The sequence below is a fragment of the Pseudomonas putida genome, assembly GCF_030159595.1.
In the GTDB taxonomy this organism is placed as follows: Bacteria; Pseudomonadota; Gammaproteobacteria; order Pseudomonadales; family Pseudomonadaceae; genus Aquipseudomonas; species Aquipseudomonas putida_AC.
On record NZ_BSKJ01000013.1, the window covers coordinates 135,162 to 158,235 of the forward strand.

Below are 23,074 nucleotides of genomic sequence, written 5' to 3' on the forward strand. Positions count from 1 at the left end.
ACTCACCCGCCACAAATCCAATAAGAAGGCTCAGACGTCCATGATCATTACTGCTGTAAACGTCCAGGTGTTTTCCTACCCCACGCGCCGCGCCGTAGACAGTGCCGGCCATGCCCACCCAGGTGATGTGACCCAGGCCAGAATGGCCCTGCTGCGCATCAGGACTGAATGCGGCAGCGAAGGCTATGCATTGGGTGCACCCGAACTCATTCGCCCCTATGTGCTGGATAATTTCGTACGCAAGGTGCTGGTTGGCGCCAATGCCTTCGACCGCGAAAAAATCTGGCACGACCTGGCCCATTGGCAGCGCGGCAGTGCCAGCCAGCTGACTGACCGGGCCTTGGCCCTGGTCGAGCAGGCGCTGTGGGACTGGGCGGGGCGCAAGTTGAACCTGCCGGTGCACAAGCTGATTGGCGGCTACCGCGACAAGGTGCCCGCGTATGGTTCGACCATGTGCGGTGATGAGTTGCCGGGTGGTCTGTCGACGCCGGAGGAGTACGGCCGCTTCGCCGAAACCCTGGTCAAGCGCGGCTACAAGGCCATCAAGTTGCACACCTGGATGCCGCCAGTGTCGTTTGCGCCCAGCGTGAACATGGACATCAAGGCGTGTGCCGCCGTGCGTGAGGCCGTCGGCCCGGATATCGCGCTGATGATCGACGGCTATCACTGGTACAGCCGTACCGAGGCCCTCACCATCGGCCGGGCGCTGGAGAAACTCGATTTCGCCTGGTTCGAAGAGCCGATGATGGAAGATTCCGCCGAGTCCTACGCCTGGCTGGCGGGGCAGCTGGATATCCCGGTGCTCGGCCCGGAAAGCCTCGGTGGCAAGCACCTGAGCCGGGCCAGCTGGGTGAAGAACGATGTGTGCGACATCCTGCGCGCGGGGGTTGCCGGTGTGGGTGGCATTGCACCGTGCCTGAAGGTCGCGCACATGGCCGAGTCGTTCGGCATGGATTGCGAGATCCATGGCAACGGTGCTGCCAACCTGGCGGTAGTAGGGGCAATCAAGAATTGCACCTGGTACGAGCGTGGCCTGCTGCACCCGTTCCTTGATTACGACGAGGTGCCGGCTTACCTCAAGCGCCTGGTCGACCCGATGGACGAAGATGGCTTCGTGCACCTGTCGAACTTGCCGGGCCTGGGGGAGGATATCGACTTCGACTACGTCGAAACCAATACGCTGCAGCGCTTCTGATTCGTGCATGGCGGCACGCGTCGCTGCGTGCCGCCCGAGCGTCCAATAACTATAAGAAGGCGATCTCACATGAGCGTTATCCCCACACTCTGGGCGGGGGTCTTTGCTGCGTCTCTGGCGTTGACCTCGGTACCTGCTGCTTTCGCGAAAACCCCAGCCGACCAGTTGATCGTCGGCATGAGCATGATCAACTTGCTGTCCCTTGACCCGGCCGCGGCCACCGGGTTGGATGTGTCCGAGGTCAATGCCAACCTCTACGACATGCTGCTGGTGCAGGACGTGCGCCAGCCGGACCGGCTGCTGCCGGCGCTGGCAGAAAGCTGGCAGGTCAGCGATGACCGCAAGACCCTCACGTTCAACCTGCGCAAGGGCGTGACGTTCCAGTCCGGCAACCCGCTAAGTGCCGAGGATGTCGCCTGGTCGCTGCAGCGCGTACTCAAACTCAACCTGGCCTTGGCATCGACCTGGAAGGCCTACGGTTTTTCTGCGGGCAACGTCGACCAGCACATGCGCGCTGTCGATGACGTTACCTTCGTCATCGAGCTACCACGGCCGACTGACCCGCTGCTGGTGCTGAACACCCTCGCGACCTCGCCCAGCGCATTCATCCTCGACCGCAAGGTGGTGCAGCAGCACCAGAAGGGCGATGACATGGGCGGTGCCTGGCTGACCACGCACGCGGCTGGCAGTGGGCCGTTCGTGCTCAAGGAGTGGCGCGCCAACGACGTCATCCTGATGAACCGTTTCGAGGGCTATTGGGGTGGCCCGGCCAAGCTCAAACGCATTGTCATGCGCAACATGACCGAGTCGCAGTCACTGCGGTTGATGGTGGAGCGGGGCGACCTGGACCTGGCCAAAGGCATGTCCGCGCCAGACATCGAGGCGCTGGAGAAGTCTGACAACGTTCGCACTCAGACGGTACAGCGCGGGACCTTGTACTATGTGGCCCTGAGCGTGAAGAACAAGCCCTACGACGATGTGCGTGTGCGGCGGGCTGTTCGTTCGCTGATCGACTATCAAGGCATCAACCAGACGGTGATGCCGCACTATGGCCAGCTCAATCAGCGCCCGCTGCCGCTCGGGCTGCCGGCACGGCTGGATGACCCGGGCTATGCCCTGAACGTGGCCGAAGCGAAAAAACTGCTGGCCGAAGCCGGCTACCCTGAGGGCTTCAAGACCACCATCCGCGTGCTCACCGAGCCGCCCTTCATCAACATCGCGTCCAGCCTGCAATCGACCCTGGCCCAGGCCGGCATCAAGGCCACCATCGTCACCGGTACTGGTAACCAGATTTACGGCGCCATGCGCGAACGCAGCTTCGATATCCTGGTCGGGCGCGGCGGCGGTGGCGCTGAACGGCATCCGCATTCAAGCCTGCGCACCCTGGTGTACAACCCGGACAACCGCGACGAAGCCAAGCTGAGCAACTTCCAGGGCTGGCGTACCTCGTTCTACAGCCCTGAACTGAACCGCCTGATCGAGCAGGCGGAAGTCGAGCCCGACAAGGCGCAGCAACTGGCCCAGTACCAGCAAATCCAGAAAACCCTGGACGAGCAGGTGGGTGCCATCCTGCCCGTGTCGCAGATGACCGACACCGTGGTGCTCTATCGCGATGTGCAGGACTACCAGGGCCATACCGCGGCCACCACCCGTTACAAAGACGTCTACAAGTCGCGTTGAGGCCGAGCCTGCGTGATTGGTGAATGCTTTTTCAGGAGCCTGTTATGTTTGCTTCGACTGCCTCTGTAATGGGCGCCCGTGTATCGGGCACTGCCCGCCGGGCCAGCACGGTGCTGGTGACCTTGCTTGGCCTGCTGGCGCTGACGTTCTTCATTGGCCGGGTCATGCCGCTGGACCCGGTGCTGGCGGTGGTCGGCCCGGATGCCGACAGTTCCACCTACGACCAGGTATACCAGGCGATGGGCCTGGACAAACCGATCTGGGCCCAGTTCGGGCTGTACCTGAACGACTTGCTGCATGGGGATTTCGGCAATGCGCTGCTGACCGGTCACCCGGTGCTCGATGACATCAAGCGAGTGTTCCCGGCCACCATCGAGCTGGCGACGCTGGCGATTCTCTTCGGTGTACTGATCGGCCTGCCGTTGGGTGTGGTAGCTGCCAGCAATCAGGGGCGAGTCGGCGACCATGTGGCGCGGGTGATCACGTTGTTCGGCTATTCCACGCCTATTTTCTGGGTCGGCATGATGGGCCTGCTGGTGTTCTACGCCTGGCTAGGCTGGGCGGGAGGGGCAGGGCGCATCGACCTGGCCTATGACGGTATAGTCGATGAGGTTACCGGCCTGCTGCTGATCGACACGGCGCTGGCGTGTGACTGGGAGGCCTTCACCAGCGCCTTGCGCCATATCGTCCTGCCGGCGTTGATCCTGGGTCTGAACTCGGTGGCCTACATCAGCCGCATGACGCGTAGCTTCATGCTTGAGCAGCTGTCGCAGGAATACATCATCACCGCCAGGGTCAAGGGGCTGTCGCGGCGCCAGGTGGTCTGGAACCACGCGTTCCGCAATATCCTCGTGCAGTTGCTCACGGTGGTCGCCCTGGCCTATGGCTCGTTGCTGGAGGGGGCGGTGCTGATTGAAACCGTGTTCGCCTGGCCCGGTTTCGGCCAGTACCTCACCAGCAGTTTGATGCTCGGTGACATGAACGCGGTGATGGGCTGCGTGCTGATCATCGGCCTGATCTTCGTCGCACTCAACCTGATCAGCGACGCCCTGTACAAGGTGTTCGACCCAAGGACCCGCTAACCCTCGCTCAGCGTGAACACATTGAATAACTATAAAAAGAAGGACGCCCCATGAAGACTGTATTTCCGCCGCTGCGCATGGCTGTGCTGGGCGCGGCGCTGCTGCTCGGCCCGCTCGCTGCGGTGCAGGCGAAAACCCCTGCCGACCAGTTGATCGTCGGCATGAGCATGGTCAACCTGTTCTCCATCGACCCGGCTAACGCGCCAGGCCTGGATGCCTCTGGCATCAACGCCAACCTCTACGACACGCTCATCAAACGCGACCAGGGCAACCCGGACAAGCACCTGCCGCAACTGGCCGAACGCTGGGATATCCGCGAAGACGGCAAGCAGATCACCTTCCACCTGCGCAGTGACGTCACGTTCCATTCCGGCAACCCACTCACTGCCGAGGACGTGGCCTGGTCGCTGTACCGGGTGATGAAGCTCAACTATGGCCTGGCCACCACCTGGAAGGCGTACGGCTACAGTGTCGAGAACATCCAGGGGCTGATCCGCGCAACGGACAGCCATACCCTGGTGATCGACCTGCCACAGCCGACCGACCCGCTGCTGCTGATCGACTCGTTGGCGGTGTCCCCCAGCGCCGTCGTGGTCGACCGCCAGCAAGTGCTCAAGCATGAGAAGAACGGCGACCTGGGCGCTGCCTGGCTGGTCACCAACGAAGCCGGCAGCGGTCCGTTCACCCTGACCAAATGGAGCGCCAACGATGCGTTGGTGATGACCCGCTTCGACGGTTACTGGGCTGGCCCGGCCAAGATGAAGCGGGTGCTGGTACGCCACATGACCGAGTCGCAATCGCTGCGCCTGATGCTCGAACGTGGTGACCTGGACCTGGCCTACGGCATGGCGGCGCCGGATATCAAGGCCATCGAGCGTTCCGACAAACTCCAGGTGCAAGCGTTGCAGCGCGGCACTATGTACTACGTGGCGATGAGCATGAAGCAGCCGGAATTCGCCAACCGCAAAGTCCGCGAAGCGGTGCGCAACCTGATCGACTACCAGGGCCTTGACCAGCAGGTGATGCCGCATTATGGCAAGCTCAACCAGCAGCCGATGCAGCTTGGGCTTGAGGCGCGCCTGCCAGACCCTGGCTACAAGCTGGATGTAGCCAAAGCCAAGGCGCTGCTGGCCGAAGCAGGTTACCCGCAAGGCTTCAGTACAACTATCCGCACGCTGTCCGAGCCCCCCTTCATCGATATCGCCGCACGCATGCAGTCGACCTTGGCCGAAGGCGGCATCAAGGCCAGCATCGTCACCGGTACCGGCAACCAGGTGTATGGCGCCATGCGCGCGCGCAATTTCGAGATGATCGTGGCGCGGGGCGCCGAGCGTTACCCGCACCCGTATTTCAGCCTGCGCACCTTCGTCTACAACCCCGACAACAGTGACAGCGCTGGCCTGCCCAACTTCCAGGGCTGGCGGGCGTCGTTCTTCAGCCCCCCGCTGAATGACCTGATCGACCGGGTGGGCGTCGAGCGCGATGCGGCCAAACGCCTGGGCATGTACCAGCAGGCGCAGAAGCTGTACGACGATGAAGTGGGGCCGATCATGATGATTTCGCAGATGACCGACACCGCCGTGAGCGCCGCTGACGTCAAGGGCTTCACTGGCGACGACGCCGAAGCCACCCGCTATCTGGGCGTCTACAAGCAACGTTGAGTACCCCCTGGGTGCACTTGCGTGTGCACCCAGGTGGCCATGACTCCCCATTGAGAACATGCCGATGATTGCCAACCTATCTTCCACCGAAACCACCGCCAAGCGGCAGGCCGACGCGCCTGCGTCCAGCCTTGAGGCCCTTGGCAAAAGCAGCCTGCGGGTGCTGCGCTTGCTGGTTCGTAACCCGATGACCCTGGCGGGCCTGCTGGTGGCCTTGCTGCTGGTCGTGGTAGCGGCGTTCGCGCCGTGGATCGCCACCCACGACCCGGTCATCCAGAACCTTGGCAACGCCTTGCAGGCACCCAGTGCCGCGCACTGGTTCGGCACCGACGAATACGGCCGGGACATCTTCAGCCGGTTGGTCTATGGCGCACGCATCACCCTCTACATCATCGCCCTGGTGACGGTCATCGTCGGCCCCATCGGGCTCTTCATCGGCACGGTCTCGGGCTACTTCGGCGGCATTGTCGATACCGTGTTCATGCGGGTCACCGACATTTTCATTTCGTTCCCCAGCCTGGTGTTGGCGTTGGCCTTCATCGCCGCATTGGGCCCTGGCCTTGAGCATGCCGTGGTGGCCATCGCGTTAACCTCTTGGCCACCGATCGCACGGCTGGCCCGGGCCGAAACCCTGTCGCTGCGCAAGGCCGACTTCGTGGTGGCGGTCGAACTGCAGGGCGCGTCGTCGACACGCATCATCCTGCGCCACATCGTGCCGATGTGCCTGTCGTCGGTGATCATTCGCCTGACCATGAACATGGCCGGCATCATCCTCACGGCGGCGGCGCTGGGCTTCCTCGGCCTGGGGGCGCAGGCACCCTTGCCAGAGTGGGGGGCGATGATCTCCACGGGGCGGCGCTACATGCTGGAGTGCTGGTGGCTGGTAGCCGTACCGGGCGCGGCAATCATGGTGGTGAGCCTGGCGTTCAACCTGCTGGGCGATGGCCTGCGGGACATTCTCGACCCGCGTAGCGAGTAACCGGAGGCTTTATGACAGCGCTCAAACTCAATGTCGAATCGCTCAATGTGCGCTTCGTCAACGGCAAGAAAGTGATGCACGCGGTGCGCGATGTGTCGTTCACCCTGGGCCGGGAAAAGCTCGCCATCGTGGGTGAGTCCGGTTCGGGAAAATCCACCGTTGGCCGCAGCTTGCTCAAGCTGCACCCTGGCAGTGCGCAGATCACCGCCAAGGCCATGCAGTTCGGCGATGTCGACCTGCTCAGTGCCAGCGAAAAGGCCATGCAGAAGATTCGCGGCCAGCGTATCTCGATGATCATGCAAGACCCCAAGTATTCGCTCAACCCGGTGGTGCGCGTTGGCGACCAGATTGCCGAGGCGTACCTGGCGCACCACAAGGCCAGCCGCAGCGAGGCGCGTGAACGGGTGTTGCAGATGCTCGACAAGGTGCATATCCGCGACCCGAAGCGCGTCTACGACCTTTATCCGCATGAGGTGAGCGGCGGCATGGGCCAGCGCATCATGATCGCGATGATGGTCATCACCAACCCGGAAGTGATCATCGCCGACGAGCCGACCTCGGCGCTGGATGTCTCGGTGCGCCAGCAGGTGCTCAACGTGCTCGAAGAGTTGGTCGTGGAGCAGCAGATGGGGCTGATTTTCGTCAGCCACGACCTGAACCTGGTGCGCAACTACTGTGACCGTGTGCTGGTGATGTATGCCGGGCGCGTGGTGGAGTCGCTGGCTGCCAGTGACCTGCACCGTGCCGAACACCCCTACACCCGAGGCCTGTTGGCCGCCTTGCCGAGCATGGACAACCGCCGCCCGCGTTTGCCCGTGTTGCAACGCGACCCGCTGTGGCTCACCTGCTGAGGTAACTGACCATGTCCATGATCCAAGCACACGCGTTGAACCTGAGCTTTGGCGCTGGCGCCACGCTCAACCAGGTGCTGCACAATGTCGACCTGAGTGTCGAGGATGGCGAGTCATTTGGCCTGGTAGGGGAGTCCGGCTCTGGCAAGACCACGGTACTGCGCTGCCTGGCGGGCCAGTACCGGCACTGGAGCGGGGCCTTGAGCATCGACGGTGTACCGTTGCAGCACAAGCTCCCCAAGGAGCACTTTCGCAAGGTGCAGATGGTGTTCCAGGACCCCTATGGTTCGCTGCACCCGCGCCATACCATCGACACTGCCCTGCGCGAGCCGTTGGTGATCCACGGCATGGATGAGCGCAACGATCGCATCAACGACATCCTGATCAAGGTCGGCCTCAACGACAGCTACCGCTATCGCTACCCGCACCAGTTGTCCGGCGGCCAGCGCCAGCGCGTGGCCATCGCCCGGGCGTTGATTCTTGAGCCGAGGGTGCTGCTGCTGGACGAGCCGACTTCGGCCCTCGATGTGTCGGTGCAGGCCGAGATTCTCAACCTGCTGTCGGACCTGCGTCAGCGCGAAAAGCTCACCTACCTGATGGTGACCCACGACCTGGGTGTGGTCAGCCATCTGTGCGACAAAGTCGCGGTGATGCAGCAGGGACGTATCGTCGAGCAACTGGACTGTCGGGCACTGAGCCAGGACCTGGCCAGCCACGATTACACCCGAATGCTGGTACAAGCCAGCCGCGACTTCAGTGCCGACTCCGCCCCGGCCCTGTCGGCCTGAACCCGGCAATTACAAGGAAGACAAGACATGCCGAATGCCAACCCTGCGCCCGCTTCGCGGGTGCGTGCTGCCGTGGCTGCCCTGGTCATGGGCAGCAGCTTGCCGCTGTGGGCCGTGGAGGCCCCTGCAAAGGTCCAGGTGCCGACGCTGGCCTACGACGACCGGCAGATCATCCTGGTGTGGGAAAAGCCCGCCAGCCATGCCGAGATCGTCGACTACCATGTGTACGCCAATGGCAGATTGCTGGGTGCCAGCAACGCCAACAACGATCAGGTGTCACCGGCCAAACCCTACATCGACCGGTTCTACGAGCAGGACCTGCACAACTTCCACCACCGCATCGCCATTCACAGCTTCACCGCCCAAGGGCTTGCACCCGATACCGAGTACCGCTTCACCGTGCGCTCGGTCGATCGCAATGGCAAGGAGTCTGCTGACAGCCGCGTGGTTGTACAGCGAACCACGGCCGTACCGGCCCTGTTCAATGTGCAGCGCTACGGTGCCAAGGGCGATGGCAAGGCTCTGGACACCGCTGCCATCCAGCGTGCTATCGATGCCTGCAGCAAGGGCTGCAAGGTAGTGTTGCCAGCCGGCACATACAAAAGCGGGGCGCTCTACCTCAAAAGCAACATGACCCTGGAAATCGCCGAGGGCGCTACCTTGTTGGGTTCCGAGCGTGCCGAGGACTATCCGCGTGAGGGTTATATCCAGTACCCGTATTCCACCACCGTGCGCCCGGCCTCGCTGATCAATGCCTTGCCGCGGGACCCGCATGCGCATCAGGCCTTCGAGAACATCCGCATCGTCGGCAAGGGCACCATCGACGGCAATGGCTGGAAGCGTAACCCGGACGTGGTCGACGAGCGCGGGCACGCCTTGCCCTTCTACCTGCCCAGCGACAACACCCGCTACATGCACGATGGCGTGCTGGCCAAGGCCCAGGTGGCGCGGGCGGTGGCCGAGGGCATGAACGTCAAGGACGCCTACGGCCAGATGCGCTCCTCGCTGATTACCCTGCGCAATGTGACAAACGTGTTCTATGGCGGCTTCACGGTGGTGAACCCGGCCTACCACGGCATCATGAACCTGGAAACGCAGAATGTGGTGCTGGCCAATACCACGCACCGTACATACGACGCCAACAACGGTGACGGTATCGAGTTTGCCAACAGCCGCGGCGCTCTGGTGTTCAACAACTTCTTCGACACCGGTGACGACTGCGTCAACTTTGCCGCCGGCACCGGTGCGGATGCGGTCCACCAAAAGGCCCAGGAGGATGCCTGGATCTTCAACAACTACTTCCGCAAAGGCCATGGGATGGTCGTGGCGGGTAGCCACACCGGGGCGTGGATCCAGAACATCCTGGCCGAGGACAATGTCTCGGACGGCACCGATGCCGGGCTACGCATGAAAAGCACCAACTTCATGGGCGGTGGCGCACGCCACGTCACCTTCCGTGATTCGGCCATCCGCAATACCGCGAAACAGGCCTTCATCTTCACCCTGGATTACAACGACCCGAATGCCAAGCTCGACTACAAACGCTCGACGGTGGCGGGGCAGTTCCGGGATATCACGGTCAGCGACGTGAGCGTGGAGAATGCCCGCACCGCCGCCATCGAGGTGAAGGGTGATAACCGCCATGGCGCCTGGCATCAGGGCCTGGTGTTCGAGCGGGTGCGCTTCAGTGGGCCGGCCCCGGTGAAGATCGATGGCCTTAAGGATTCGCGCTTCGACGGGCTTCGCTTCAGCGATACCGGGGGCGCCAACCCTTGGCAGGTTCAGGGCAGCCAAGGGCTGGCCTTCACGGATGTGGAGCCTGCGCCGTAGCCTCAGGCCTCGCTGTAGAAAGCCTGTAGCCGTTGTGCCTCTCGCAGGCGCATACGGCTGTTGCTCAGGTGCAGGTACATGGCGGCGCGTGCCGCATCGACCTGGCGGCTGGCAATGGCGTCGTAAATCTGTTGATGCTCCGTGTTGATGCCGGCCAGGTAGGTGCTGCGGTTACTCTGTCCGGTGTAGGCAGAGTTCATGCGGGTGCGGGGGATCATCTTGGTGCCCAGGTGCTTCATGATATCGATCAGGTACTGATTGCCTGCGGCCTTGGCAATTTTCAGGTGGAACTGAAAATCGGCGTTGGTCGTGCTGCCGGATTTTTCCGGGCCCTGCATCAAGGCTTCCAGCGCCTGGTGCAGCTCCTCGAGCGCCTGCGGCGTGGCCCGTTCGGCGGCCATGCCGGCGGCTTGCACTTCAAGGCTCAGGCGGTATTCCAAAAGGTCGAGCACATCGGACAACAGGCTGATGGTTGCTGGCCCTACGTTGAAGCTCTCGGGTGCCGGCATGTCCAGCACGAAGGTCCCGACACCGTGCCGGGTCTCGACCAGCCCTGCTGCCTGCATGCGCGATAGCGCCTCGCGTACCACAGAGCGGCTGACACCCTCGGTTTCGATCAGTGTGGCTTCGGTGGGCAGCTTGTCACCACGCTTGAGCGTGCCCTCACGCATGCGTTGGGCGAAGCGCTCGACCAATGCTTCGGCCAGGCGGCGGGGCTGTTGAGAGGGGCTGGCGGTAGGGTCCGACATTGCTGGGCTCGTGTGTGAACAGCAGCCAGTATAGTGCGTTTTAGCCCCGGGCTGCGGGTATACTCCGGGGTCTTCCGCCAAGCAAGGGCTCACCCAATGGCATCTGCCACCCCGGAAAAACGCCTGAATCTCGCCCAGCAACTGGTGCATGACCTGTCGCAGCAGATTCTCTCGGGTGAATTGCCAGCGGGTAGCAAATTGCCCACCGAAGAAGCCGTGACCAAAGCGCGTGGTGTCAGCCGTACCGTGGTGCGCGAGGCCATGTCTCGGTTGCAGGCCGAAGGCCTGGTAGAAACCCGCCGTGGAATCGGCACCTTCGTTGTAGACGCCATTCCGGCAGGTGACTTCCAGAGTACCAGCCCTGGAATGGGCGGCGCCTACAACGAGGTGGCGATCATCGAGCTGCGCCTTTGCCTGGAGGTCGAGGCGGCTGCCATTGCTGCCCAGCGCGCTATGCCAGAACAACTGGTTGCCATGCGGGCGGCACTGGATGAGGCCGTTGATACGCAGTCAGCGCCTTGCATGCGTGCCGACTTCGAGTTTCACCTGCAGATCGCCCAATGCACGGGCAACAGTTTTTTCATCGACACCATGACCCATCTTGGGCATACCTTGTTGGCTGCTGCACAGCAGGCAATGCCGGGGCGTGATACCGGGCAGCGGGCACTGGAGGCGCGGGAGCGCGAGCAAGTGCATGCCGCCATCACCCGCAAGGATGCCGGTGCCGCCCGCGCTGCCATGCGGTTGCACTTGATCAATTGCCTGACGCGCGCCCGGCAAGCGGTCAGTGAGTGTCCGAGAACAGATCGCACATCAACTGCCTGAGCCACTTGTTCGCCGGGTCTTTGTTGAACCGCCCATGCCAGAACAGGTTGATCTCGATATTCGGCAGCTCCACCGGGGGCGGCAAAACGGTTAGCCCAAACGGCACTTCGCAACTCGCAGCAAACCGCTCCGGCACGGTCGCAAGCAGATCGGTGCGCTGCAAGATGTGCCCCACGGCTACAAAGTGCGGCACTTCCAGGCGAATGTTGCGCACCACCCCCGCCCGCGCATAAAACGTATCCACCTCGCCATGCCCTGTATTGGCCGCGACCACGTTCACATGATCGAAGCCCACGAACCGTTCCACGGTCAGCGGCTGCCGCGTAGCAGGGTGCCCTTTGCGGCACAGGCACACATAGTGATGGTGAAACAGTCGGCGCTGGAAGAACCCCGCCTGCAAATGCGGCAGCAGGCCGACCGCCAGGTCGATGGCGCCGTTCTGCAACCCTTCGGCGAGGGTGTCCGTCGAGTTGCGGAGTGTGCTGATGGTGCACCCGGGGGCCAGGCTGGCAAAGGCGTCCATCAGCTTCGGCATGAAGTAGATCTCGCCAATGTCGGTCATGGCCATGGTGAAGCGGCGGTTGCTGGTGCGCGGGTCGAAGGTGTCTTGCCTGGCAAATGCATCGCGCAGCGTGTGAATGGCTGTGGTCACCGGCTCTGCCAGTTGCAGGGCGTAAGGGGTGGGTTCCATGCCCTGGTAGGTGCGCACGAACAACTCGTCGTGCAGCACGGTGCGCAAGCGCTTCAGTGCATTGCTCATCGCCGGTTGGGTCAGGCCCAGGTTTTCGGCAGCGGTCGAAACTTTGCGGTCGATCAGTAACTGGTTGAAAACCAGAAGCAGGTTAAGGTCCAGGTCGCGTAATTCCATGATACCTCTCAGGTATTGATAGAGACGCGATGGGTATTGTTTTCTTATTCAATCAGCGTCCCGGTACAACGCTACCCGAAGCAAGACTCGCTGGGTATGTATAAGCAGTATTCACCCCCTAAATAGCCACTATTCGGTTGGCTGCATATGAGCCGTGTCACGCCTTGGTCATGATGGTTCTCGCGAGTCAATCTGGGGCATGCCCCACCCATAACAACTACAAGAACGAGCGATGCCATGCGAAACATCAATGCAGCGGCCCTGCTGGACGGGGCCCGGTTCAATGCCTTTCACGCGCGTTTACTGTTCTGGTGTGCGCTTATCATCATCTTCGACGGCTATGACTTGGTCATCTACGGCGTGGTGTTGCCCTCGCTGATGGCCGAATGGAACTTGAGCGCCGTGCAGGCAGGCGCCTTGGGCAGTTGTGCGCTGGTCGGGATGATGGTGGGAGCGCTGTTCTTCGGTTCGCTCTCGGACCGCATCGGGCGGCGCAAGACCATCATGGCCTGCGTGTTGCTGTTCAGCGGGGTCACCGCGCTGAATGGGCTGGCCGCGTCCCCCGAAACCTTTGCCCTGTGCCGTTTTGTTGCCGGGCTTGGCATCGGTGGCGTCATGCCCAACGTGGTCGCGTTGATGAACGAATACGCACCCGGCAAGTTGCGCAGCACCTTGGTGGCAATCATGTTCAGCGGGTATTCGCTGGGCGGCATGTTGTCGGCCGGGCTGGGCATGCTGTTCATCCCGCAGTGGGGATGGCAGGCGGTGTTCTATGTGGCGGTGATCCCGCTGTTGCTGTTGCCTTTGCTGATTTACCAACTGCCAGAATCGATGGACTTTTTACTGCGCAGCGGGCAAACCGAACGGGCCCAAGCCTTGCTGGCGCGGGCGGTGCCTACCTATGTACCGGAAAACGAAGACTCCCTCAGCCCGGGTTCTGCGCGTGGGGCAAATGTTTCGATCCGCGAAATCTTCAATGACGGCCGGGCGATCAACACGCTGACATTGTGGGCCGCATTCTTCTGTTGCCTGCTGATGGTTTATGCCTTGAGCTCATGGCTGCCCAAGTTGATGAACAGTGCCGGCTACGGGCTCAATTCAAGTCTGGCGTTTTTACTGGTGCTCAACTCGGGCGCCATCATCGGTGCGATAGCGGGTGGCTGGTTGGGCGACCGTATCGGTATCGCCAACGTATTGTTGTGTTTCTTCGCCTGCGGGGCGTTATCCCTCAGCCTGCTTGCGCTCAAGGCGCCGGTGGCGGTGCTGTATCTGCTGATCGCAGTGGCGGGCGCTTCGACCATCGGCACGCAGATTCTGGCCAATGCCTGCGCGGTGCAGTACTACCCGCCGCACATACGCTCCACCGGCCTTGGCTGGGCGATGGGGATAGGGCGGCTTGGCGCGATTGTAGGGCCGGTGTTGGGCGGGATATTGCATGGCGCGAACTTGCCCTACCAGAGCAGCTTCCTGGCGTTTGCCGTACCCGGTGCCATCGGCGCAGTTGCAGTTCTGCTGTTCATCCGGCGTCAGACTGGCACACCTGGTATTCGCAGCGCTCGGCAAATACCCGGCTGAGGGATATTCAGGCGGGTGATGCCGCTTATGGGTTTTGCAGTATTTATCAATGGTGGGCCAGCCGTAATCATCGGCGTACTCCAATAACAATCAGCCCCGAGGTATCTTGCAATGCACAATGCTACTGCGCTTGAAGTGTCCATTATTGGTGGGGGTATCGCAGGTGTTGCACTTGCGCTCGATCTTTGCCGCCATGCGCACTTGAAGGTTCAACTGTTCGAGTCGGCCGCCGCCTTTGGTGAAGTGGGCGCGGGCGTGTCGTTTGGTGCCAATGCCGTGCGTGCCATCGCAGGTCTGGGCATTGCCGAGCCCTACGCCAAAATTGCCGACAGCACGCCGGCGCCTTGGCAGGACGTGTGGTTCGAGTGGCGGGACGGGCGCGACGCGCAGTACCTGGGCAGCAGCGTGGCGCAGGGCGTCGGGCAGTCGTCGGTGCACCGGGCCGATTTTCTCGATGCGTTGGCCAGCCAGTTGCCGGCAGGCATCGCTCAGTTCGGCAAGCGTGCTCAGCGGGTCGAGCAAGTGGGGGAGCGGGTGCGTGTGTGCTTTACCGATGGCACGGAGCATCACTGCGATTTGCTGCTGGGTGCAGATGGCATCAAGTCGTCCATTCGGGACCATGTGCTCGACGGCCTGGGCGTGTCGCGGGTTTCGCCTCGGTTCAGTGGCACATGCGCCTACCGTGGGCTGATCGACAGTGAGCGGCTGCGCGAGGTTTATTGGGCGCGTGGTATTGGCGAGCACCTGATCGATGTGCCGCAAATGTACCTGGGCCTCGACCGCCATATCCTGACCTTCCCGGTCAAACAGGGTCGATTGATCAATGTGGTGGCGTTTGTGTCGGACCGTAGCCAGCCGAACCCGGCATGGCCGAACGATGCGCCTTGGGTGCGCCAGGCAACGCAGGCGCAAATGCTGAAGGCGTTCGAGGGCTGGGGGGATGCGGCGCAGGTGCTGCTGGAATGCATTGAAACGCCATCGTTGTGGGCGCTGCATGATCTTGTCGAGTTGCCGGGGTATGCCCATGGCCGGGTTGGGCTGATCGGTGATGCGGCCCACGCCATGCTGCCGCACCAAGGGGCGGGAGCAGGGCAGGGGCTGGAGGATGCCTGGTTGCTGGCGCGGCTGTTGGCTGACCCGGCGGTTTTACAAGGTAGCCCGCAAGCAGTGCTGCAGGCGTATGACGCAGTGCGACGGCCGCGTGCATGCCGGGTGCAGCGCACCTCGTGGGAGGCGGGTGAGCTTTATGAGTTTCGTGACCCTGCTGTTCTGGACGATCCGCAGGTGTTGGGCAAGGTGCTGGGCGAGCGTTTTGACTGGCTGTGGAACCATGATTTGCAGGATGACCTGAAGCAAGCGCGGCAGTTGCTGGGGTTGCAGGTGCAGGCTGCTTGATGGCTTGAGAGGGCGGTGCCAGGCGCTCACAGCGCATCCCGCGCCTTGCCCCGGTACACCCGCAGCACATCCGCCATCACCGCCAGCGCGATTTCCGCTGGCGACCTGCTGCCCAGGTCCAGCCCGATTGGCATGTGCAGGCGCTCGACCTGTTGTGGCGTCAAACCGCCAATTCGCTGCAAGCGCTCGGCACGCCGGGCCGAGGTGACTGCCGAGCCCATGGCGCCGATGTAGAACGCCGGCGTATTCACCGCCTCCATCAATGCCAGGTCATCGATTTTCGGATCATGGGTCAATGCGACCACTGCGGTAGCCGCATGGCAACCACCCGCGGCGATGAATAACGAGGGCAGCACCCGATGCATCTGGGCGCCCTCAATCTCGATATGTGCCATTTCCTCACGCGGGTCACAGGCGATGACTTCGCAGCCTAGGGTGCGGGCAATGTCGGCGCAGGCTTCGGCGACTGGCGACAGCCCGGCCAGCACCAGCCGTAGTGCGGGGCCGACGCCAATATGCACGGCGCTGTCGTCCATGCGCACGGCAACGCTATTGTCGCCATGCAGGCTGAAATCACCTGCCGGCAAACTGACCTTGCGGGTAACCCGCTGTTGGCCCAGCAGCGCCTCGCGCAAGGCTTGCAGATGCTCCAGCCACGCGCCATCCGCCTGTCGCCGCTCCACCAGTACCACCAGCACGCCTGCGCACGGCAGGCGCAAGCGCCGGCTCTGTTCCTGGCCATCGCCATAGCGCACCACCTGAGCCCGCTGTTTGAATGCGCCTTGCGCCAGGCTTGCCAGAAACTCCTCTTCCACACAGCCGCCAGACAATGAGCCAACCCAGCCCTGCGCGCTGCGGCAAGCCAGCATCGCCCCGGGCGAGCGGGGTGCCGAGCCGTAGGTGGATAGCACCGTGCACAACCACACCGTGTCCCCGGCCCTGGCCCATTGCAGGGCCTTGTCGATCACCTGCAGGTCGAGATGCTGCATGTTTCGCTGCCTCGCTCATAACGTGTACGCCCAGCCGAAAAAGCCGCGCAATGGCCCAACGTCTGTGGCAGTGTTGGGTATCTGGCCAGCCCCACAGGGACCGACATGCAAACTCGCAAAACCGGTGTACGCGCCCAGCAAGCCGACCGCACCCGGGACAACATTCTCAAGGCCGCAGTAAAGGTCTTCAGCAAGGAAGGCTTCACCGGCGGGCGCATCGAGCAGATCTCCACGTTGGCCGAGTCCAACGACCGGATGATCTATTACTACTTCGGCAGCAAGGAAAAGCTGTTCATCAGTGTGCTGGAGCACATCTACGCCAGCTTCAACCAGGCTGAAGCCAAGCTGCGCATCGACCTCGACGACCCGGAAAAAGCCCTGCGTGAGCTGGTGGCGTTCATCTGGGACTACTATGTGCGTCACCCCGAATTCGTCACTATTCTTGCCACTGAAAACCTTCACCAGGGCCAGCACGCGCGCAAGTCGCAAAACCTCAAGGCGCTGTCCGGTGAGGCGGTCGGCGTGCTGCGGCCGATCATCGAGGCGGGGCAGGCCAAAGGCCTGTTTCGCGCCGACATCGACATTACCCACGCCTACCTGATGATTGCCTCGCTCTGCTACTTCTATAACTCCAACCGCCATACCCTCAGCTCGTTCCTGGCCGTGGACCTGGCCGACAAGCAGGCCAAGGCCGACTGGCTGGCCTTCATCAGCGACCTGGCCCTGCGCGGCCTGCGCCGCTGAGCGTCAGTGGCTGCCGGGGTTGGCGCGTACCTGTGCGGCCTTGGCTGCCAGCCCTTGCCAGGCCGGTTTGTCGCCAGCAAAGCGCTGGCGCAGGTAGGCCGCCAGGTCAGCGACCTGTCGGTCCGACAGGCTGTCCTTGAAGCCGGGCATGTAGCCAAGGTCGCGGGTTGCCGGGGTCGGAATGCCGTGCAGCACCACACGCAGCAGGTTGTCCGGCAGGTCGCTGTGGACGTTGCTGTTCACCGCCATGGACGGGCTCACACCAAACAGCTTCGGCCCCAGGCCATCGCTGTGGCAGGCCAGGCACGCGCCTTTGAATACCCGCTCGCCGTTGCTCAGCGACACCTGGGTATCTGCTTGTGGTGCGGCCCTGGCGGCAGGCGCCGCAGGTTCGCCGTCGAGCGAGCTGAGGTAATGAGCAATAGCGCGTACATCGCTTTTGGGCAATGTGGCTAGCTCGCTGACCACGGGTCCCATCGGACCTGCCGCTACACCGTGCTTGTCGGAAAAACCGGTGCTCAGGTAGCTGAACAGTTCGTCCTCGCTCCACGGTGTGGCCGACTTGCCCAGGGCATTCAGTGCCGGCGCTTCCCAGCCGTCGACCCTGCCACCGGCAAGGTAGCTGCTGCCGGCTTTTTCCGCGCCCATCAGGTTGCGCGGTGAGTGGCAAGCCGTGCAGTGGCCCAGGCCGTCGACCAGGTAGGCGCCACGGTTCCACTGTGCACTGCGTTGTGGGTCGGGCTGGTATTCGCCGCGTTGCAGAAACAGCGCATTCCAGCCGGCCATCAGCGGGCGCTGGTTGAACGGGAAGCGCATGTCGTTGGCGGGCGCCGCCTGGCGTACCGGGGTTTGCGACATCAGGTAGGCATACAGCGCCTGCATGTCGGCATCGTTGATGTTGCGAAAGGAGGTGTAGGGGAAGGCCGGGTAAAGGTGCCGGCCATCGCGGCTGATGCCTTCCCGCATGGCGCGCTCGAAGGCGGCGAACGACCAGCGGCCAATGCCGGTTTCCGGGTCGGGGGTGATGTTGGTGCTGTACAGCGTGCCGAACGGCGTATCCATCGCCAACCCACCCGCATTCACCTTGCCGCCGCTGACCGTGTGGCACACGGCGCAGTCGCCGGCCGCCGCCACCTGACGCCCGCGTTCGAGCATCGAAGCCGACCAACTGCCAGCACCCGGCGGCGTTACCGGGGCGATGTCGGCGCGCCAGGGCAGGGCGGTGGCGAGCATGCCCAGGGCTGCGCCAAACACCCCGGCCAGCGAACCGAAGAACCACTTGGAACGCTTCTTCGTGGGCTGCTCCTGTGTGGCGGCATCAGGCCCCAGGCCTTCGCCACCGAGCGCGGCGCGCACCCGTTCGGCGGTGATCGGCAGCTCGCGGAAGCGGATGCCGGTGGCGTCGAAAATGGCGTTGGCGATGGCGGCTGCGCTGGGTACCGAGGCGGATTCGCCACTGCCCATCGGCGGCTCGTGCTGGCGCGGCAGCATCATTACATCGATGGCCGGCAACTCGGGGAAGGTCAATATCGGGTAGCCGCCCCATTCCTTGCTCGCCACCGTCGATTCTTCGAAGCTGACCTGTTCCTTGAGCACGCGGCTGGTGGACTGGATGACATTGCCATGGATCTGGTGGCGCACGCCCTCCGGGTTGACCATCATCCCGGCATCGTGGCCAATCACCACGCGGGTGACGGCGACCTCGCCGGTGCGCCGGTCTACCGCGACATCGGCCACCCACGCCGCCCAGGCTGCACCGAAGCCGGGGAACTTGCTGTGGATGTAGCGTGCATAGGCAAAGCCACGGCCGCGCAGTACGTCACCTTCGGCCTGCGTCTGCATGGGCTGGGTATGCGGCTGCCACGCGGCGCGTTCGGCGGTGGCCTTGACCAGGTCGATGGCACGCGGGTCGGACAGGTGCTTGAGGCGATACTCGACCGGATCGACGCCAGCCGCAAAAGCCAGTTCGTCAATGTACGACTCGTGGGCGAAGCTGTTGGGCATGGCCGACACACCCCGCATCCACGAGGCGCGCACCAGCGGCGTCATGTCGTTGATGGTGACGCGCATGTGCTCGTAGTCATAAGGTGGGATCGAGGTCCGGTCGCCCATCTCGAACAGCGCCGGTACAGGCTCCACCGCGCCGGTCAGCAGCAGGGCCAGGGTGGGGGCACCGTTGGACGGGTAGCTGGTCTGGAAGTCGTAGGCGGCCACGCTGCCGTCGGCATTCAGGCCGCCGTCGATTTCCATCAGTTGCGCGGTGCCCTTGGGTTCCCACACATGCTCCTGCTCGCGGGTCAGTTGTACCCGCACCGGGCGCTGCACGGCACGCGACAGCAGCACTGCATCGGCGCAGACGTCGTCGGCGCAGTTGCGGCCATAGCAACCGGCGGCCTCCATGCGAATGATTTCGATGCGGTCTTCGGCGCATTCCAGCAGCCAGGCAAGGTCGGCGCGCAGCAGGTGCGGGTTTTGCGTGCCGGACCACACGCGGATTGGCCCTTCGGTGAAATCGGCCAGCGCGCACGACGGGCCGATCGATGCATGAAGCTGGTAAGGCCACAGGTAGCTGCGGCTTAGCCGCTGGCTGGCATTGGCGATACCGCCGTCGACATCACCCTTGTCCAGCACGGTGCGCTGTACGCGTGGGTTGTCGCGGATGGCCTGGGCGACATCGCTGAGATCGGGCAGCTTGCCGGTAAAGGGCTTCCAGCTGACCTTCAGCTCATGGGCGGCGCGAATGGCCTGTTCTTCGCGCTCGGCCACCACACCGACGAAATCGCGGATGACCACCACAGCCACCACGCCGGGTACATGGGCGATGGAGGTTTCATCGACCGCCAGCAGGCTGTTGCCAACGAAGTCGCCGCTGTCATGGCCGGCGTAGGGGGGGCGGATGACACGGCCGTGCAACATGTCGGGCAGGCGCATGTCGTGCACATAGGTCAGCTCGCCGGTGGCCTTGCCGGGGATGTCCACCCGTGCGGCGCTGCGCCCGACCAAGCGATAGTCCTCGATGGCTTTGAGCGGGGCGTCGTCGGCGATGTACAGCTGGTGGCTTTTACCTTGCACCAGTTCGGCAAAGCTCAGCGTGCTGCCATCGCTGGCGATCGCTGCGCCTTCTTCAATGCGCAGGGCTTCGGGGGCGCAGGCAAACCGCTGCGCGGCTTGTTGCAGCAGAAAGCGCCGGGCTGTGGCGGCGGCCTTGCGCAGGGGCACGGCGGAAATCTGCAGGGTGGCGCTGGCAATGGTTGCGCCCTGGTTGGGGGCCCGCTCGGTGTCGCCCAGCACCATGTGCACCTGGTCCATGCGCAGGTCCAACTCTTCGGCGACAATCTGCGCCAGCGAGGTGCGAATGCCGGTGCCCAGGTCGACGTGGCCGTTGAAGGCGTAAACCATTCCGTCGTCGCTGACGGCAATGAACAATGCCAGCTCGCGCTCCTTGATCACGGGCGTCACGCCCTTGGCCACGGGGCCGGACGGCGGGGTGATCTGGTCGACGATCAGCAGTACGCCAGCCTTGGCCAGCAACTGGTCGCGGCTGGGCACCTGTTGCGAGTGGTTCATGCTTTGCTCCGGGTCTGTGCCGCGCGGCGCACGGCGCGCAGGATTTCGACGTGGGTGCCGCAGCGGCACAGGTTGCCGCGCAGTTCGTTGCGGATCTGTTCGTCGCTGGGGTCGGGGATGCGGTCGAGCAGGGCCTTGGCGGTCATGATCATGCCGTTCATGCAGTAGCCGCACTGGGCTGCCTGTTCGTCGATGAACGCCTGTTGCACCGGGTGTGGCGCGGCCTTGCTGCCCAGCCCTTCGAGGGTGGTGACGTCACGGCCTTCGGCGCCGGCCAAGGGGATGACGCACGAGCGTGCGGCCACGCCGTCGATGATTACCGTGCACGCCCCGCATTCGCCCAGGCCGCAGCCGTACTTGGGGCCGTTCAGGCACAGGTCGTTGCGCAGGATCAGCAACAGCGGCGTGTCGGGCATGGCGCTGACTTCGACGGGCTGGCCGTTGATCCGCAGGGAGATGGTTGTTTGCATTGTTGGCTCATCTCTGGAGGTTGCTTGCGCTACCGAAGGACTCAAATGGGGCGAGAAATTCGGTAAGTACTCACTACATGAAATGAGTGAGCAAGAAGCAGGCCAGGGATGATTTTTTGGGGGGTACAGTTGTGACTGGGGCTGCGTAGCAGCCCCCAGGCTTCAGGTCAGCTGGCGCTTTCGTCGCTGTCGATCATCTTGCGCAGCAGGTACAGGATGGCCACGCGTTCACCGGCATTCAGGCTGCCCATGCTCAGTTCGCTGATCTGCCGGGCGCAGGGGATCATTTCGTCCAGTAAGGCAGCGCCGCTGTCGGTGAGCTCGACGATGACCTTGCGCCGGTCGCCCGGGTCTGGCGACAGTTGCACCAGTTCCCGCGCCTTCAGGCGCTCGACGATACCGCGGATGGTCGCCTGGTCCACCGCGGTGGCCTTGATCAGTTCGGCCTGGGAGCTGGGGCCGTGGTCGCGCAGGGCGCACAGGGTGACGAACTGGATCGAGGTGAGCTGCGGGTCGCAGGCCTGCTGCTGGAAGATCGCCGTGTGCCGCTGGTAGGCCTTGCGCAGCAAATGGCCGACCTGTTCGGTAACGTCGTAGGGGGTGTTGTCGAGCGGGGCGCTGCTGGGGGTGGTTTTGTTCGGCATAGGATGGCTTGGGCTGGTGGGAAGAGGCTGGCCGGCCGCCAATAGCGGAGCGCCCGGCCAGTATAACCCCTATCGCGCCCGCGACTCCTCTGGTGCGACCACGTCGCCGGCCAGCACCACTGCCTGGTCATCCAGGTAGATGTCGCAGTTGCGCAGCGGGATGTCCAGGTGGCATGGGGTTTTGCGCTTGCCGCCGACCTCGGTGTTGGGCCCGGTGGAGAACAGGAAGTTGCCGTAGAAGGCGCGGGCGTCCATGCACATGCCGTCGTTGCGGTCGTGCAGGCCCATGGCCGTCCACTGCGCGCGCGGCTGCAGGCCCCAGCCGATGTGCGAGATGCCGTACACCTCGGGGTCGTTGAAGTATTTCATGTAGTCACGCAGGTACTCGGCCTCGAAGCCCCCATGGATGCCGGTGATGAAGCCTTTTTCGATCTCCAGGGTAATGCGTTCGCGGCAGTAGTTCTTGAACGGCAGGATGATATCGCCCACGTCCAGCACCAGCGTGCCCTCGGCGCTGTCTTCGTTCGGCCAGGTGAACAGGAAGCCGCTGGGCCAGTGGTCCCAGCGCCCCGGCTCGTCGGCAAAGCCGTATTCGGTCACGGCCGGGTACTGGCCGAGCGGGGCGTGGAAGTCGCTGCCAGCCTTGGACCGCACATGCATGCTGCGCGCCTGTTTCAGCAGGGTTTCGGCGGCCAGCACGCGGCGTTTGTCGTCTTCGGTCGGCAGCATGCGCGCCAGCACCTCCGGCGGCTCCACGGCCAGCAGGATGCGCGTGCCGGTCTTGAGGATCTGCTCCTGCTCGGGCGAATGCAGCAGCATCATGGTGTCGACGATCAGGTCGGCTGCTTCCAGCGCCCGCTGCGCCGCCAGGTTGCCGGTAAGTGCGGTGTCGCCGCAGTAGGCGGTCATGTCGTTGCCCATCGCCGTGGGGTGGTTGAACGCGGGCAGCTCCACCGCATACACCTTGGCCTTCAGGCGCTGCGCGGCCTCCATTGCAGCGTTGACCGTGCGCGGGTCGGAGTAGTGGCTCTTGAGCACGGCGACGCTCTGCGTCTCGTCCACGCGGGACAGCTTCAGTACCTGCTCGAACATCTGGGTCAGTTGCGCGTTGCTCACCGGCATTGGGGTTCTCCTGGGCGGCGTTGGCGGGGGAGAGGTGCTGCACCATGGCAGTGCCTGGCG

The 23,074-nt window shown here is 63.3% G+C and carries 19 protein-coding genes; 12 read left to right on the forward strand and 7 right to left on the reverse strand.

The window, feature by feature from the left end; all coding sequences use genetic code 11:
• Window positions 1-40: 40 nt before the first annotated feature.
• The 8 genes from QQL85_RS24045 to QQL85_RS24080 all read left to right on the forward strand — a co-directional run bounded on the left by QQL85_RS24045 (window position 41) and on the right by QQL85_RS24080 (window position 10,066).
• Window positions 41-1,195 carry a mandelate racemase family protein gene (locus QQL85_RS24045; protein WP_284356841.1) on the forward strand — a complete coding sequence of 385 codons (1,155 nt, stop codon included), beginning with the start codon at window positions 41-43 and terminating at the stop codon, window positions 1,193-1,195.
• A gap of 69 nt (window positions 1,196-1,264) precedes the next feature.
• Window positions 1,265-2,875 (forward strand): ABC transporter substrate-binding protein, encoded by a 1,611-nt coding sequence (locus QQL85_RS24050; RefSeq protein WP_284356840.1) that lies wholly within the window; start codon window positions 1,265-1,267, stop codon window positions 2,873-2,875.
• A gap of 68 nt (window positions 2,876-2,943) precedes the next feature.
• A complete protein-coding gene (locus tag QQL85_RS24055; RefSeq protein WP_434482172.1) occupies window positions 2,944-3,957 on the forward strand; it encodes an ABC transporter permease in 1,014 nt (337 codons plus the stop codon).
• Between the two features lie 50 nt (window positions 3,958-4,007).
• A complete protein-coding gene (locus QQL85_RS24060) occupies window positions 4,008-5,618 on the forward strand; it encodes an ABC transporter substrate-binding protein (RefSeq protein ID WP_284356838.1) in 1,611 nt (536 codons plus the stop codon).
• 64 nt (window positions 5,619-5,682) lie between these two features.
• Window positions 5,683-6,597 carry an ABC transporter permease gene (locus QQL85_RS24065; RefSeq protein ID WP_284356837.1) on the forward strand — a complete coding sequence of 305 codons (915 nt, stop codon included), beginning with the start codon at window positions 5,683-5,685 and terminating at the stop codon, window positions 6,595-6,597.
• Window positions 6,598-6,608: 11 nt separating this feature from the next.
• Complete coding sequence (locus tag QQL85_RS24070) at window positions 6,609-7,448, forward strand: ABC transporter ATP-binding protein (RefSeq protein WP_284356836.1); 840 nt, start codon at window positions 6,609-6,611, stop codon at window positions 7,446-7,448.
• Window positions 7,449-7,459: 11 nt separating this feature from the next.
• Window positions 7,460-8,236 carry an ABC transporter ATP-binding protein gene (locus QQL85_RS24075; protein WP_284356835.1) on the forward strand — a complete coding sequence of 259 codons (777 nt, stop codon included), beginning with the start codon at window positions 7,460-7,462 and terminating at the stop codon, window positions 8,234-8,236.
• Between the two features lie 27 nt (window positions 8,237-8,263).
• A complete protein-coding gene (locus QQL85_RS24080; RefSeq protein ID WP_284356834.1) occupies window positions 8,264-10,066 on the forward strand; it encodes a glycoside hydrolase family 28 protein in 1,803 nt (600 codons plus the stop codon).
• Window positions 10,067-10,068: 2 nt separating this feature from the next.
• Here the strand turns inward: QQL85_RS24080 and QQL85_RS24085 are convergent, their stop codons facing one another.
• Window positions 10,069-10,815, reverse strand: coding sequence for a FadR/GntR family transcriptional regulator (locus QQL85_RS24085; RefSeq protein WP_284356833.1), 747 nt, complete (start codon window positions 10,813-10,815; stop codon window positions 10,069-10,071).
• A 96-nt stretch (window positions 10,816-10,911) separates the two neighbouring features.
• Here QQL85_RS24085 and QQL85_RS24090 point away from each other — a divergent pair, with 96 nt between their 5' ends.
• On the forward strand, window positions 10,912-11,640 hold the full coding sequence (locus QQL85_RS24090) for a FadR/GntR family transcriptional regulator (RefSeq protein ID WP_284356832.1): 729 nt from the start codon (window positions 10,912-10,914) through the stop codon (window positions 11,638-11,640).
• Here QQL85_RS24090 and QQL85_RS24095 read toward each other — a convergent pair.
• The gene (locus QQL85_RS24095; RefSeq protein WP_284356831.1) at window positions 11,600-12,508 is read right to left on the reverse strand and encodes a LysR family transcriptional regulator; all 909 of its coding nucleotides are present in this window, start codon (window positions 12,506-12,508) and stop codon (window positions 11,600-11,602) included. The two genes, QQL85_RS24090 and QQL85_RS24095, sit on opposite strands and share 41 nt — an antisense overlap.
• 237 nt (window positions 12,509-12,745) lie before the next feature.
• On the opposite strand from QQL85_RS24095, the gene QQL85_RS24100 reads away from it, so the two are divergent.
• Both QQL85_RS24100 and salA read left to right on the forward strand, forming a co-directional pair.
• Entirely contained in the window at window positions 12,746-14,083 is a 1,338-nt protein-coding gene (locus QQL85_RS24100) for an MFS transporter (protein ID WP_284356830.1), read from the forward strand.
• A 111-nt stretch (window positions 14,084-14,194) separates the two neighbouring features.
• Window positions 14,195-15,478 (forward strand): salicylate 1-monooxygenase, encoded by a 1,284-nt coding sequence (gene salA / locus QQL85_RS24105; RefSeq protein WP_284356829.1) that lies wholly within the window; start codon window positions 14,195-14,197, stop codon window positions 15,476-15,478.
• A gap of 26 nt (window positions 15,479-15,504) precedes the next feature.
• On the opposite strand, the gene QQL85_RS24110 is transcribed toward salA, so the two are convergent.
• Window positions 15,505-16,467 (reverse strand): XdhC family protein, encoded by a 963-nt coding sequence (locus QQL85_RS24110; protein ID WP_284356828.1) that lies wholly within the window; start codon window positions 16,465-16,467, stop codon window positions 15,505-15,507.
• Between the two features lie 105 nt (window positions 16,468-16,572).
• Between QQL85_RS24110 and QQL85_RS24115 the strand changes: the two genes are divergently transcribed.
• A complete protein-coding gene (locus tag QQL85_RS24115) occupies window positions 16,573-17,211 on the forward strand; it encodes a TetR/AcrR family transcriptional regulator (protein WP_284356827.1) in 639 nt (212 codons plus the stop codon).
• A 3-nt stretch (window positions 17,212-17,214) separates the two neighbouring features.
• Here QQL85_RS24115 and QQL85_RS24120 read toward each other — a convergent pair whose 3' ends face one another.
• The 4 genes from QQL85_RS24120 to QQL85_RS24135 form a co-directional block, all read right to left on the reverse strand.
• Window positions 17,215-20,778: a molybdopterin cofactor-binding domain-containing protein gene (locus QQL85_RS24120; RefSeq protein ID WP_284356826.1), complete on the reverse strand. Its 3,564-nt coding sequence runs from the start codon at window positions 20,776-20,778 to the stop codon at window positions 17,215-17,217.
• On the reverse strand, window positions 20,775-21,248 hold the full coding sequence (locus QQL85_RS24125) for a (2Fe-2S)-binding protein (RefSeq protein ID WP_284356825.1): 474 nt from the start codon (window positions 21,246-21,248) through the stop codon (window positions 20,775-20,777). Before QQL85_RS24125 ends, QQL85_RS24120 begins: the two co-directional genes overlap by 4 nt.
• Window positions 21,249-21,415: 167 nt before the next feature.
• Window positions 21,416-21,892, reverse strand: coding sequence for a MarR family winged helix-turn-helix transcriptional regulator (locus QQL85_RS24130; RefSeq protein ID WP_284356824.1), 477 nt, complete (start codon window positions 21,890-21,892; stop codon window positions 21,416-21,418).
• Between the two features lie 69 nt (window positions 21,893-21,961).
• Entirely contained in the window at window positions 21,962-23,014 is a 1,053-nt protein-coding gene (locus tag QQL85_RS24135) for a 2,5-dihydroxypyridine 5,6-dioxygenase (RefSeq protein ID WP_284356823.1), read from the reverse strand.
• Window positions 23,015-23,074 lie beyond the last annotated feature (60 nt).